We start from the raw sequence: 13079 nt of genomic DNA on the forward strand, positions 1-13079 counted from the left end.
GTGGCAATCTCAATATGTGCATTTTACACATAAATCCTGACGGAGAGAATTCAATGTACGCAGCCCTTGTCCACCAGACTAATCAGCCCCCATGTTATGCCCGCTTCGCCATGCCTGAAGCCCGACAGGGCGAGTGCCTGATCACCGTTAACGCCGCTGCGATAAGTCATGTGGTGAAAAGCCGCGCATCAGGCCAGCATTACAGTTTTGACGGTACGTTACCCTTTGTGCCGGGTATTGATGGCGTCGGCACACGACCCGACGGCCAGCGGGTCTGGTTTGCCTTCCCGCGCTCGCCATGGGGCAGCATGGCAGAGTTTGCACCTGTCGCGGAACAGCACTGCATCCCTCTGGCGGACGAGCTGGACAGCATCAGCGCCGCGGCGATGGCCAATCCGGGTATGTCAGCCTGGGCCGCACTGGTAACCCGCGCGGGCCTCCGTCGCGGCGAAACGGTGTTGATTAATGGCGCAACGGGCAGCGCCGGGCAACTTGCAGTGCAGATTGCCCGCCACCTCGGCGCGGGGAAAATTATCGTCACCGGGCGTAACGCCGCAGTTTTGCACAGCCTTGGCGCGGATTACGCAATCAATCTGACGGATGAGAGCGAAGCGCTGCGCCAGCAATTCGCTAGCGCCTTTGCGACCCACGTCGATATCGTCGTGGATTACTTGTGGGGCAGTAGCGCAGAGCTGATTCTCGCCGCTGCCGCGAAGGCAAAATCACCCACCCGCTTTGTGCAGGTGGGTGCGCTTTCCGGGCAGGATATCCGTTTGTCCGGCGCCTGGCTGCGCGCAGCGCCGATCCAGATGATGGGTAGCGGCATCGGCAGTTTATCGTTACCTCAGTTGCTGCAAGCCACCGCAGAGATGTTCGCCGTGGCGGTACCGGCGCAACTGCGTATTGCCACCACGCCTGCGCCTCTGAGTGATGTTGAAACTGCCTGGCTGCGTGATGACAGCCAGAAAAGAACCGTCTTTGTCATCAACTAATGGTAACTCATTGTTAAAAGGTTCATATTTTCTGTGGAATAATGACCGCTACGCTGGTTACACAGAGACTGAATCGATGAGTGACACTCCTTCCTCCTGGCCACGGCGCTGGATAGCGCTGCTGCTGACTGGCCTGCTTTCCGGCGCGTCAGGCATGCTGATTGCGCTACTGCTGCATGCAATCCAGCATCTGGTGTTTGGTTACAGCCAGCAATCACTGATTGGCGGCGCGCCGTTTCTGCAAGGCGTTACCGATGCCAGTAACCTACGCCGTTTTGCCGCACTGACCGGTGCCGGAGTGATTGCCGGCTGCGGCTGGTGGTTGCTGGCGCGGTATGGCAAGCCGCGGGTAAGCATTACGGCGGCGCTTGGTGAAAAGGGTCGTCAGATGCCTGCGAACACCACAATCTGCCATGCCCTGTTACAGGTCGTGACGGTGGCAATGGGCTCGCCGCTGGGACGTGAAAGCGCACCGCGAGAAGTGGGCGCGCTGTTTGGCGGCAACATTGCCCGGCGTAGCGGCCTTAATGCGCAGGAAACCCGGCTGGTGATCGCCTGTGGTGCAGGAGCCGGGCTGGCTGCGGTTTATAACGTTCCGCTGGCCGGTGCGATTTTCACGCTGGAAGTGTTGCTGGTGACCATCGCCTGGGATGCGGTGATCGCCGCAACGGTCAGCTCCGCGCTGGCGGCATTTGTCGCCTCGCTGGTGCTGGGCAACGAGCGTCAGTACCAATTTATTGCGTCACCCGCACCAGTGTCATTAATCGTTTGGGCGGCGCTCTCCGGCCCGCTGTTCGGTTATGCCGCCTGCCAGTTTCGCCGCATGACGCGGCAAGCGCGCGGCCAGGCGAAAAGCAACTGGCAGATGCCGCTGTTCTGTATACTGGCCTTTGCCTGCCTGGGTTTGTTCTCCATCTGGTTTCCGCAACTGCCGGGCAACGGCCGCGGGCCGGTGCAGCTCAGTTTCGGCGGCGGTGTCACTCTGCCGCTGGCAGCCATGCTGATTGGTCTGAAAGTAGTGAGTATCTGGATGGTGCTACGCGGCGGCGCGGAGGGCGGCCTGCTGACGCCCGGTCTGGCGATTGGCGCACTGCTGGGCGCGCTGATGTATCTGCTTGTCGGCCCTTTCTTCCCCGGCGCCAGTATGGGGGAATTTGCTCTCACCGGCGGCGCCGCGTTTCTGGCGTCATCCATGCAGATGCCGCTAACCGCCATTGTCCTGCTGATGGAATTCACCGGCATGGACTTCAGCTTTTTTGTTCCTCTCACTCTGTGCGTGGCTGGCGCATATATGACGTGCCGCTACGTGGAGTGATCCCGACGCCTGAATTACCGATGCAGTGATTAAATGGATCTGGCGGAGTAAGAGCGGACGCAGAGAAAAACGGGGAAACTGGCCGCAAGCGGGGCCAGTTTCCAGCCGGACTCAAAAACGATAACCCGCAGAGAACATGAATACCCACGGATCCAGGCGAGTACTGACACTCTGCTGAGCGCCATTAGCTTTGAAACGCACGTCCGTATCGATATCCATATACCAGACCGACATATTGATTAACCAGTTGCGGTTGATCAGATAGTCCAGCCCTACTTGCCCTGCCGCACCCCATGAATCTTTCAGGCTCAGATCGGAAAGCCCGGCTGCTTTGCCGGTGTCGTTAAATTTTTCGTCAAAGAACGTGGTGTAGTTGATGCCCGCGCCAATGTACGGACGGAATTTGCTTTTCGAATCGCCAAAGTACCACTGCGCCATCAGCGAAGGCGGCAAATGATGCACGGTCGCGATGTCGCCCGTCGGGCCGGTGCCTACGTGGTGACGGAACGGCGTCGCAGCCAGCAGTTCAATACCCACATTGTCCGTTGCCATCCATGTCATCGTCACACCTAACTGGGTGTTATTGCTGACATTAAAACTACCAAGACTACCCAGAACATTATCCGAACCTGCCGTTGGACGGACAGTAGCGGAACCGGCACGAATAAAGAATTCGCCAGCATCATGCGCATACGCACCGCCGGAAAGCGAACTCAGGACTAATGCTGCCACAGCTAGTTTTTTCATATCCACTCCATGATTGAGGTTTTTATCGCGGCGTGAATATACCCACAATTGAGTACAAAGTGATCCAACCCAGATCACACTTAATCCCATAATTTAACATTCATTGATCTGAGATAATTTTCACCCTCATGACATCTCCTTAATTTTTGTATTTAAATCAATTTTCACCTTTTCAGGCATGAAAAATTTTCCCCCTTAGCCATCTTGTACGCCAGTCAGCGCAGAGATAATTTAGTGGTCTGACAATTCGTTTTAATACGTAGTGAAGTGCAGGTGTGCGATGAGCGATCTCAATCCGTGCATGTCGTGCGGAGCATGTTGTGCGTATTTTCGTGTCTCTTTTTACTGGGCTGAAGCGGATGACGCTGGCGGCCCTGTCCCGGCTCAACTTACAGAGCCAGTGACGCCCTTTTTACGCTGTATGGGCGGCACCAATCAGAAACAGATCCGCTGCGTGGCGCTGGAAGGTACTCCCGGCGAATCGGCCCGTTGCCGCATCTATGAAGGAAGACCGTCACCCTGCCGGGAATTTGCGATGTCAGGCGAGAATGGCGAAGTGAATGAAGCCTGCGATCGCGCCCGTGCGCGCTACGGATTAGCGCCTCTTTACAAAGATATGCTTTTCCATACAAGCCATGATGCTGCCACTGAGCCACTATTCGGGGTACAATCGCCGACAGTTTAATACCGCAATACTCAAGGAGAGTGCATGTCTATCACGGCGAAGTCCGTTTACCGTGACACGGGGAATTTTTTTCGTAATCAGTTGATTACCATTTTGCTGATTGCGCTGCTGTGCGCATTTATCACCGCCGTCATTGGGCACGCATTTTCGCCCACTGACGAACAACTCTCCATTTTAACGCAAGGGGATAACCTGGCGGGCAGCGTCGGTTTGTTTGAACTGGTACAAAACATGACGCCAGAGCAACAGCAGGTGCTGCTGCGCGCCTCGGCCGCATCGACCTTTTCCGGGCTTATCGGCAACGCAATACTGGCAGGCGGCGTTTTGCTGCTGATCCAGATGGTTTCAGCCGGTCAACGCGTCAGCGCGCTGCGCGCGATTGGTGCCAGCGCGCCGGTGCTGCCAAAGCTGTTTTTATTGATCCTGTTGACCACCTTTATGGTGCAGATCGGCATCATGTTTATCATTGTTCCGGGTGTGATTCTGGCGATTCTGCTCTCCTTCGCCCCCGTAATGCTGGTACAGGATAAAGTGGGGATTTTCGCCGCCATGCGCAGCAGTATGCGTCTGAGCTGGCGCAATATGCGGCTGGTGGCGCCGGCGGTCATAAGCTGGCTGCTGGCAAAAACAGTTCTGTTAATGTTCGCGCACAATTTCGCGGTTTTCACCCCGGAAGTGGGCGCAGTTATCGCGAATACAATCAGCAATTTGATCTCGGCGGCGCTGCTTATTTATCTGTTCCGCCTCTATATGCTGATGCGCTAATGATTGTTCCGGCAACCTTGTCAGGGTTGCCCCTGTTTATGGAATCGTAGAATGAAGCAGTTTCTTGATTTTCTTCCGCTGGCGCTCTTTTTCGCGGTTTACAAGCTTTACGATATTTTCGCCGCGACCAAAGTATTGATTATCGCTTCGGCCATCGTGTTGATTTATTGCTGGTTCCGTTACCGCAAAGTGGAAAAAGTAGCGTTAATCACGTTTGTGCTGGTCGCCGTGTTTGGCGGATTGACCATCAAATTCCACGACGTTGAGTTTATTAAGTGGAAAGTAACGGTGATTTACGGTCTGTTTGCCGTCGCGTTGCTGTTCAGCCAACTGGTAATGAAGAAAACCCTGATCCAGAGCATGCTCGGGAAAGAGCTGACGCTGCCTGCGACCGTCTGGTCACGGCTGAACATCGCCTGGGCGCTGTTCTTTATTGTTTGCGGGCTGGCGAATATCTATATTGCTTTCTGGCTACCGTTTGATGTTTGGGTCAATTTCAAAGTGTTTGGCCTGACGATTCTGACGCTGGTGTTTACCGTGCTCAGCGGTATTTACATCTACCGCCATATGCCGCAGCAGGATGATAACTCCTGAAAACTGAAGCCAGGCCAGCGCCTGGCTTTTTTCTTCCCGAACACCCCGTATTCGTAGTAGCATCCCGCCAGAAATCCCTCATCACAGAAGAGATAATAATGACCACCATTCAGGAGACTCCTCAGGGAGAACTTGTTTTACGCACATTAGCAATGCCAGCGGATACCAATGCTAACGGAGATATCTTCGGCGGCTGGTTGATGTCACAAATGGATATGGGGGGCGCAATCCTTGCAAAAGAGATTGCGCACGGACGCGTAGTAACCGTGCGGGTGGATGGCATGACCTTCCTCCGTCCGGTTGCCGTCGGCGACGTGGTGTGCTGTTATGCGCGCTGCGTGAAACGCGGGAATACTTCCGTCAGCATCAATATGGAAGTGTGGGTGAAAAAAGTCTCTTCTGAGCCAATTGGCCAGCGTTACAAAGCCACCGAAGCGCTGTTTATCTATGTCGCGGTTGATAAAGAAGGGAAACCTCGCCCGTTACCGCAGCAGCCATAAAAAAAGCCTCCTGACGGAGGCTTTTTTTATTCCATTGACGCCCCGCCGTTCAGGCGGAACACAACATTGACTATCAGCCCTGAACCTGGCTTACCGGCTTCGTAGCGCCATTTCCGCATGGCCGCTTTCACTTCACGCTCAAACATGTTTGCTGGCTGCGCAGACAGAACTTCAACATTCTCGACGCGACCATCGGCCGTAACGTCAAATTTCACCCGCACACGACCTTCAATACGCAGCGCCTGCGCACGGGCCGGATATTGCGGCTGGTTACGACTCAGCGCGCGCGGACCGGCCGGTACGGACGGCGCTGGCGTGGAGGACGCCGACGGTGTCGGATTCGCCACCGGGCGTGCTGGCGCGTTGTTGTTAAACGGTGATGCCGGATGCGGCTGTGCCGGTTTTACCTCCTGCTTCGGCTGCTCGACCTTTTTCTCCGGTTTTGGCTTCGGCTTAGGTTTCGGTTTTGGTTTTTCAATCACTACCGGGGCTTCTTTTGGCGGCTCCACTACCGGTTCCGGTTCGGGCTCTGGCTCCGGTTCGACAACAGGTTGTGGCGGTTGCACTACCTGCGGCGGTTCGAGTTCAGCCGGTGTTACCATCGTCACAGAGATAGGCTGTGCGGGTGCGGGCAATTCAACAACCTGATGTACCGATGTATAGAGCAGACCTGCCACGACGGCTCCGTGAATAGCTACGGACAACAGCGTCGGCCAGGGAAAGCGGCGAGGTAAATCAAGGGTCATTGAAGTCATAATCGTGTCAGTTAAAAAACCAGGGCTCAATTTTAAATGCAAATAGCAATCATATTCAACAAGCCATCGCATTCACCAATCATTTTCTCCGATGACCGGACAAAAAAGCCTCATTTTTTATAAGGATACTCATGTCAGAGCATCTTTACATTGCAGTCGAATTCCCTTTCACATACGGTATGCCTTTCTGATAAGTAAGGAGCTCTTCCCGTGCTTTACGTTATTTTTGCTGAAGATATTGCTGACTCGCTTGAGAAACGTTTATCCGTGCGCCCTGCTCACCTGGCGCGACTGCAACTGCTGCATGACGAAGGCCGTTTGCTGACGGCTGGCCCGATGCCAGCGGTGGACAGTAATGATCCTGGTGCCGCAGGTTTTACCGGTTCAACGGTGATTGCAGAGTTTGAATCGCTGGAAGTGGCAAAAGCCTGGGCGGATGCCGATCCTTATGTCGCTGCTGGCGTGTACCAGAACGTTATCGTTAAGCCGTTCAAGAAGGTTTTTTAAAACTTAAGGCCCGCCAAAGATGGCGGGCCCTTCTGGCTGCAATGATTAATGAGCAACACTTTTTGAAAAAAGATTAATGGTAACCACACCGGCAATAATCAGCCCCATACCCAACATTGCCGGAAGATCCAGTTTCTGGCCGTGAACCAACCAGCCGACAATCCCAATCAATACAATCCCTGCGCCAGACCAGATAGCATAAATAATGCCGGTCGGGATGGTGCGCATCGGAATCGTCAGGCACCAGAACGCGATGCAATAACCCGCAATGCTGATGATACTGGGCAACAGCCGGGTAAAGCTGTCTGACGATTTCAGTGCGGTGGTGGCAATGACTTCAACAACGATGGCGATACCAAGAAAAATGAGCGCTTCTTTATTCATTTTGTCCAACTATATCCGTTAACGCTTGCTCATGGCCAGGCGGGTGGCAAACAGCAGGAACACCATGCCGGTACTGCGATCCATCCAGCGTATCACTCTCTCTTTACGCAAGAATGACGACAGCGGGCGGGTCGCCGAAATTAATACCGTTGACCAGCAGGAGCCCAGCACAACATGAATCATTACCAGGCCGAATGTCCAGGCGATCAGCGGCTGCCCGTGCGGAATAAATTGCGGCAAAAAAGAGACGTAAAAGATGCCGACTTTAGGATTCAGCACATTACCCAGCATGCCTTTTATAAACCAGTTTTGCGCTTTAGTTTGCGCCCCATTGCCTGTAGCCAGTGAACCGCGCGGGCGTAGCAGCATATTCAGCCCCAACCAGCAGAGGTAGGCGGCGCCGCAATACTTCAGGATGTTATAAGCGAGTTCAGAAACCGCAATCAGCGCGCCAAGGCCGAAGGCGACCATCGCGCCCCAAATCAGGCATCCGGTATTGATACCCAGCGCGGCTTTGAATGCCTGCTTACGTCCTTCCACCGCCGCCGTACGCAGTATCAGCGCGGTATCAAGCCCGGGTGTTAACGTCAGCAGCGTGGCCGCAAAAGTAAATGCAAGAAGACTATCAATAACCGACATGCAGCCTCTCCTGTAGATAAAAGAAAGCCCTAAAACGACCGCGGGCACCTTATCGGTGCCCGGGTATCAAAGATCGTAAATGGCGAACAACAGCACATTACGATGGCGATTTACGCCGCATTTTCTGATGGTGTGGATGCGCATATTGCGGCGTGATTGCGCTTCCAGCCAGCGGGCTTTACGGCGGCTCATCTGCCGAAGCATACGCCAGCGCCCCACTTCCGTTCGACTACGCTTCATTTTTACAACTCTGAACAAAACAGAGAGGCCATTATAGTCCGTCGTTTTTCCCAGACCAGTGCTTTTCCGCGTTTTTATTTGCCAGATTAATGCGGATGCGTAAACTCATGAGATGTGGTTTTTAAAAGGATTTTTATCTATGTCCGCTTTTTACACCGTAATGAGTTGGCTGATTGTCTTAGGTTACTGGCTACTAATTGCTGGTGTAACCCTGCGTATTTTAATGAAACGGCGGGCGGTAACATCAGCGATGGCCTGGCTGTTAATTATCTATATTCTGCCACTGGTAGGGATTATCGCTTATCTCTCGCTGGGCGAATTACATCTCGGCAAACGCCGCGCCGAGCGCGCCCGCGCCATGTGGCCTTCTACCGCCAAATGGCTCAACGATTTAAAAAACTTTAACCGCATCTTTGCGCAGGAAAACAGCAGCGTTGCTTCGTCATTATTTAAATTGTGCGAACGGCGCCAGGGTATCGCGGGCGTAAAAGGCAACCAGTTGCAACTGCTGACTTCCAGCGATGATGTGATGCAGGCGCTGATCCGCGATATTCAGCTCGCCAGGCACAACATCGAGATGGTGTTCTACATCTGGCAGCCCGGCGGAATGGCCGATCAAGTGGCAGAATCGCTGATGGCCGCAGCACGACGCGGCGTGCACTGCCGTCTGTTACTCGACTCTGCGGGTAGCGTGGCATTCTTCCGTAGCCCCTGGGCCGCGATGATGCGCAATGCGGGCATCGAGGTAGTCGAGGCGCTGAAAGTAAATCTGATGCGCGTTTTTTTACGTCGTATGGATTTACGCCAGCACCGCAAGATTGTGCTCATCGATAACTATATTGCCTACACCGGCAGTATGAATATGGTTGATCCGCGCTTCTTCAAACAGGACGCTGGCGTCGGCCAGTGGGTCGATTTGATGGCGCGTATGGAAGGCCCGGTTGCCACGGCGATGGGCATCGTTTACTCCTGCGACTGGGAGATTGAGACCGGCAAGCGCATTCTGCCACCGCCGCCGGATGCCAATATCATGCCGTTTGAAGAAGCCAGCGGGCATACAATTCACACCATTGCCTCGGGGCCTGGGTTTCCGGAGGATTTGATTCACCAGGCATTGCTGACCGCCGTTTACGCCTCGCGTGAATACCTGATCATGACCACGCCCTATTTCGTACCCAGTGACGACTTGCTGCACGCTATTTGCACGGCGGCGCAGCGCGGCGTCGATGTGAGCATTATTCTGCCGCGCAAAAACGACTCGGTGCTGGTCGGTTGGGCCAGCCGCGCCTTCTTCACTGAGTTGCTGGCGGCCGGGGTGAAGATTTATCAGTTTGAAGGTGGCCTGTTGCACACCAAAAGCGTGCTGGTTGATGGCGAATTGAGCCTGATTGGCACCGTGAACCTTGATATGCGCAGTTTGTGGCTGAATTTTGAGATCACGCTGGTGATTGATGATGCCGGTTTTGGCGGCGATCTGGCGGCGGTGCAGGATGATTATATCTCCCGTTCCCGGTTACTTGATGCGCGCTTGTGGGTAAAACGCCCGTTCTGGCACCGGATTGCTGAACGACTGTTTTACTTCTTTAGTCCGTTGCTGTAAAACGTGCCCAACAGACATGAAGAGGTAAATCATGGAAATGGATCTGAACAATCGCCTGACCGAAGACGAAACGCTCGAACAGGCTTATGACATCTTCCTCGAACTGGCGGCGGACAACCTTGACCCGGCGGACATCATTCTTTTCAACCTGCAATTTGAAGAGCGTGGCGGCGCAGAGCTGTTTGATCCAGGCGAAGATTGGGCGGAGCATGTTGATTACGATTTAAACCCTGACTTCTTCGCTGAAGTGGTGATCGGGCTGGCAGACACCGACGGTGGAGAACTCAATGACATCTTCGCGCGCGTTCTGCTGTGCCGCGAGAAAGATCACAAACTTTGCCATATTCTGTGGCGCGAATAAGCTGCCGTGGAAGTAAAAAGGGCTGACAAATGTCAGCCCTTTTTTATGCATCGCTTATAACGGGTCGACTTTCAGGCAGGAGACCGCATGGCGGAAACTGCCTTCCAGTACCGGACGCGTCTGCGCGCATTCCGGCCCGGCAATCGGGCAACGGGTGCGGAAGACACAACCTGACGGTGGGTTAATCGGCGACGGTAAATCCCCTTCCAGCAACTGGATAGTTTTATTCTTTTCCAGATCCGGATCGGGAACCGGCACAGCCGACATCAGCGCTTTGGTGTACGGATGTAGCGGGTTCTGATACACCTCATCGTAAGTACCCAGCTCAACGGCGTGCCCGAGATACATCACCAGCACGCGATCGGAGATGTGCTTCACAACGGCCAGATCATGGGCGATAAAGATCAGTGACAGCCCCATTTCACGTTGCAGTTGTTGCAGCAGGTTCACCACCTGCGCCTGAATCGACACATCCAGTGCGGACACCGGCTCATCACAAATAATCAGCTTGGGTTCAAGGATCAGCGCGCGGGCAATACCAATACGCTGACACTGACCGCCGGAAAACTCATGCGGGTAGCGGTTGATCAAGTTCGGCAACAAACCGACCTTCATCATCATCGTTTTCACGCGATCGCGCACTTCCTGACGCGACATTTTCGGGTGATAGGTGCGCAACGGCTCGGCAATGATTTCCCCGATAGTCATACGCGGGTTCAGCGACGCCAGCGGATCCTGGAAAATCATCTGGATATCGCTGCGCACCTCGCGCCACTCTTCCGGTTTCATGCCCAGCAGATCTTTACCCAGCCAGGCCACTTTGCCGTCGGTGGCTTTTACCAGCCCGATAATGGCACGGGCAAACGTCGATTTACCGCAGCCAGATTCGCCCACCACGCCGAGGGTTTCACCTTCGTACAGACGCAGAGTGACGCCATCGACCGCTTTCAGGGTTTTGGCCGGTTGCCAGAACCACTGTTTGCCATCTTTGATATCGAAATGCACCTTCAGATCGGCGATTTCCAGCAGCACTTTTCTCTCTTCGGTCATCGCGTTCATACCAGTTCCTCTACCGACTTAAAGCAGGCGCGCAGGCGGCCCGGGGCAAACTGCTCCAGCGGTGGAGCACTGTTACAGATTTCCATCGCATGCGGGCAGCGCGGCTGGAACGGGCAGCCTTTCGGCAGACGCAGTAAGTTCGGCGGGTTACCTGGAATGGTCAACAGCGCTTCACCTTCCGCGTCCAGACGCGGCACGGCGTTCAGCAGGCCGATGGAGTAAGGATGAGACGGCTGGTAGAACACATCGCGCGCGTTGCCATATTCCATGGTGCGCCCGGCGTACATCACCAGCACTTTGTCACAGATACCGGCAACCACACCGAGGTCGTGGGTGATCATGATAATCGCGGTGTTGAATTCACGTTTCAGTTCATTCAGCAAAGTCATGATCTGCGCCTGCACGGTCACATCCAGCGCGGTAGTTGGCTCGTCGGCAATCAGCAGTTTAGGCCGGCACATCAACGCCATTGCGATCATCACACGCTGGCGCATGCCACCGGAAAACTCATGCGGATACATGCGCATGCGCTTACGCGCTTCCGGCATTTTCACCGCATCGAGCATTTTTACGGATTCTTCAAACGCTTCCGCTTTGCCCATGCCTTTGTGCAACATCAGGACTTCCATTAACTGCTCGCCAACCCGCATATACGGGTTCAACGAGGTCATTGGATCCTGGAAAATCATGGAGATCTGCTCGGCGCGCAGTTTGTTCAGCACCTGCTCCGGCAAATTGAGGATCTCTTTACCGTTAAACGTCGCAGAACCGCCAATGCGACCGTTAGCCGCCAGCAGCCCCATCAGCGCAAATGCAGTCTGCGATTTGCCGGAACCGGACTCACCAACGATACCCAGAGTTTCACCCGCACGCAGCGAGAAATTGAGATCGTTAACCGCCGTAACATCACCATCCGGTGTCTGGAAGGTGACCCGCAAATCTTTGACATCCAGCAGAAGGTCCGATTGCTGCCGCGTCGAGGACGCTAATGAGGTTTCAGTAATGCTCATGACAGCACTCCTTAACGATCTTTCGGGTCGAGGGCATCACGCAAGCCATCGCCGATAAAGTTAAAACAGAACAGGGTGACAACGAGGAAACCCGCCGGGAACAGCAGCAGCCACGGAGACACTTCCATTGAGTTGGCGCCATCGCTTAACAGCGCGCCCCAACTGCTCAGCGGCTCCTGCGTCCCCAACCCCAAGAAGCTGAGGAAGGACTCGAACAGGATCATGCTCGGCACCAGCAGCGACGCGTACACCACTACCACGCCCAGCACGTTTGGTACGATGTGACGCACCACGATATTCGCCGTAGAAACACCGCCAACCTGCGCCGCTTCGATAAACTCTTTACGCTTCAGGCTTAAGGTCTGACCGCGAACGATACGCGCCATATCCAGCCAGGAGACCATGCCGATCGCCACAAAAATGAGCAGAATATTTTGCCCAAAGAAAGTCACCAGCAAGATAACGAAGAACATAAACGGGAAGGAGTTGAGGATTTCCAGCAGACGCATCATGACGGAATCGGTCTTGCCGCCGAGGTAGCCGGAAAGCGATCCGTAAAGCGTACCGACCACAACTGCCACCAGCGCCGCAGCAATGCCGACCATCAGCGAGATACGTCCACCGATCGCTACGCGCACCAGCAGATCGCGCCCGGAGGAGTCGGTACCAAAATAGTGGCCGGACTCCATATCCGGCTGGCTCGACATCATGCCCCAGTCGGTATCGAAATAGGTGAATTGTGAAACCATTGGCGCCAGCGTCACAAACAGTGCGATCAGCAACAGCACAACCAGGCTGGCAACCGCCGCGCGGTTATGCATAAAGCGGCGGCGTGCATCCTGCCACAGACTACGTCCTTCGACTTCAAGTTTCTCACTGAAGTTTTCCAGCGCCTCGCTGTTTTTCTTACTTAACATCATGGCGAA

Annotated in this window: 17 protein-coding genes; 9 read left to right on the forward strand and 8 right to left on the reverse strand. The window is 54.5% G+C overall.

Annotation, left to right across the window (positions count from 1 at the left end; translation table 11 throughout):
* Positions 1-53: 53 nt before the first annotated feature.
* Together C0557_RS12975 and C0557_RS12980 are read left to right on the forward strand one after the other, a co-directional pair.
* Positions 54-992 carry a zinc-binding alcohol dehydrogenase family protein gene (locus tag C0557_RS12975; RefSeq protein WP_208658734.1) on the forward strand — a complete coding sequence of 313 codons (939 nt, stop codon included), beginning with the start codon at positions 54-56 and terminating at the stop codon, positions 990-992.
* A 10-nt stretch (positions 993-1002) separates the two neighbouring features.
* Positions 1003-2307, forward strand: coding sequence for a chloride channel protein (locus tag C0557_RS12980; RefSeq protein ID WP_208658735.1), 1305 nt, complete (start codon positions 1003-1005; stop codon positions 2305-2307).
* A gap of 111 nt (positions 2308-2418) precedes the next feature.
* Here the strand turns inward: C0557_RS12980 and ompW are convergent, their stop codons facing one another.
* Positions 2419-3054: an outer membrane protein OmpW gene (gene ompW, locus C0557_RS12985; protein WP_074776624.1), complete on the reverse strand. Its 636-nt coding sequence runs from the start codon at positions 3052-3054 to the stop codon at positions 2419-2421.
* A gap of 280 nt (positions 3055-3334) precedes the next feature.
* Here ompW and C0557_RS12990 point away from each other — a divergent pair, with 280 nt between their 5' ends.
* The 4 genes from C0557_RS12990 to yciA all read left to right on the forward strand — a co-directional run bounded on the left by C0557_RS12990 (position 3335) and on the right by yciA (position 5598).
* On the forward strand, positions 3335-3739 hold the full coding sequence (locus C0557_RS12990) for a YkgJ family cysteine cluster protein (RefSeq protein WP_208658736.1): 405 nt from the start codon (positions 3335-3337) through the stop codon (positions 3737-3739).
* 24 nt (positions 3740-3763) lie between these two features.
* The gene (locus C0557_RS12995; RefSeq protein ID WP_035885517.1) at positions 3764-4504 is read left to right on the forward strand and encodes a YciC family protein; all 741 of its coding nucleotides are present in this window, start codon (positions 3764-3766) and stop codon (positions 4502-4504) included.
* A 51-nt stretch (positions 4505-4555) separates the two neighbouring features.
* On the forward strand, positions 4556-5098 hold the full coding sequence (locus tag C0557_RS13000) for a septation protein A (protein WP_208658737.1): 543 nt from the start codon (positions 4556-4558) through the stop codon (positions 5096-5098).
* A 98-nt stretch (positions 5099-5196) separates the two neighbouring features.
* The gene (gene yciA, locus C0557_RS13005) at positions 5197-5598 is read left to right on the forward strand and encodes an acyl-CoA thioester hydrolase YciA (RefSeq protein WP_074776628.1); all 402 of its coding nucleotides are present in this window, start codon (positions 5197-5199) and stop codon (positions 5596-5598) included.
* Positions 5599-5624: 26 nt separating this feature from the next.
* On the opposite strand, the gene tonB is transcribed toward yciA, so the two are convergent.
* On the reverse strand, positions 5625-6344 hold the full coding sequence (tonB, locus tag C0557_RS13010) for a TonB system transport protein TonB (RefSeq protein ID WP_208662932.1): 720 nt from the start codon (positions 6342-6344) through the stop codon (positions 5625-5627).
* Positions 6345-6563: 219 nt separating this feature from the next.
* Between tonB and C0557_RS13015 the strand changes: the two genes are divergently transcribed.
* Entirely contained in the window at positions 6564-6860 is a 297-nt protein-coding gene (locus C0557_RS13015) for a YciI family protein (protein WP_208658738.1), read from the forward strand.
* A 45-nt stretch (positions 6861-6905) separates the two neighbouring features.
* Here C0557_RS13015 and C0557_RS13020 read toward each other — a convergent pair whose 3' ends face one another.
* From C0557_RS13020 to C0557_RS13030, 3 genes are all read right to left on the reverse strand, one after another.
* A complete protein-coding gene (locus C0557_RS13020; RefSeq protein WP_043953473.1) occupies positions 6906-7244 on the reverse strand; it encodes an SMR family transporter in 339 nt (112 codons plus the stop codon).
* 18 nt (positions 7245-7262) lie between these two features.
* On the reverse strand, positions 7263-7883 hold the full coding sequence (locus tag C0557_RS13025; RefSeq protein WP_208658739.1) for a LysE family translocator: 621 nt from the start codon (positions 7881-7883) through the stop codon (positions 7263-7265).
* A gap of 66 nt (positions 7884-7949) precedes the next feature.
* A complete protein-coding gene (locus tag C0557_RS13030; RefSeq protein WP_208658740.1) occupies positions 7950-8123 on the reverse strand; it encodes a YciY family protein in 174 nt (57 codons plus the stop codon).
* 139 nt (positions 8124-8262) lie between these two features.
* On the opposite strand from C0557_RS13030, the gene cls reads away from it, so the two are divergent.
* Both cls and C0557_RS13040 read left to right on the forward strand, forming a co-directional pair.
* Positions 8263-9723 carry a cardiolipin synthase gene (gene cls, locus C0557_RS13035; RefSeq protein WP_074780555.1) on the forward strand — a complete coding sequence of 487 codons (1461 nt, stop codon included), beginning with the start codon at positions 8263-8265 and terminating at the stop codon, positions 9721-9723.
* 31 nt (positions 9724-9754) lie between these two features.
* Entirely contained in the window at positions 9755-10084 is a 330-nt protein-coding gene (locus tag C0557_RS13040; RefSeq protein WP_007371902.1) for an HI1450 family dsDNA-mimic protein, read from the forward strand.
* Positions 10085-10138: 54 nt separating this feature from the next.
* Here C0557_RS13040 and oppF read toward each other — a convergent pair whose 3' ends face one another.
* From oppF to oppC, 3 genes are read right to left on the reverse strand one after another with little or no spacing between them, the layout of a single operon-like run.
* Positions 10139-11143 carry a murein tripeptide/oligopeptide ABC transporter ATP-binding protein OppF gene (gene oppF / locus C0557_RS13045; RefSeq protein WP_074780552.1) on the reverse strand — a complete coding sequence of 335 codons (1005 nt, stop codon included), beginning with the start codon at positions 11141-11143 and terminating at the stop codon, positions 10139-10141.
* A complete protein-coding gene (locus tag C0557_RS13050; protein WP_074780549.1) occupies positions 11140-12153 on the reverse strand; it encodes an ABC transporter ATP-binding protein in 1014 nt (337 codons plus the stop codon). Before C0557_RS13050 ends, oppF begins: the two co-directional genes overlap by 4 nt.
* 11 nt (positions 12154-12164) lie before the next feature.
* Positions 12165-13073, reverse strand: a complete 909-nt coding sequence (oppC, locus tag C0557_RS13055) for an oligopeptide ABC transporter permease OppC (RefSeq protein ID WP_007371899.1) — start codon at positions 13071-13073, stop codon at positions 12165-12167.
* Positions 13074-13079 lie beyond the last annotated feature (6 nt).

Source organism: Kosakonia sp. MUSA4, assembly GCF_013085925.1.
Classification (GTDB): Bacteria; Pseudomonadota; Gammaproteobacteria; order Enterobacterales; family Enterobacteriaceae; genus Kosakonia; species Kosakonia sacchari_B.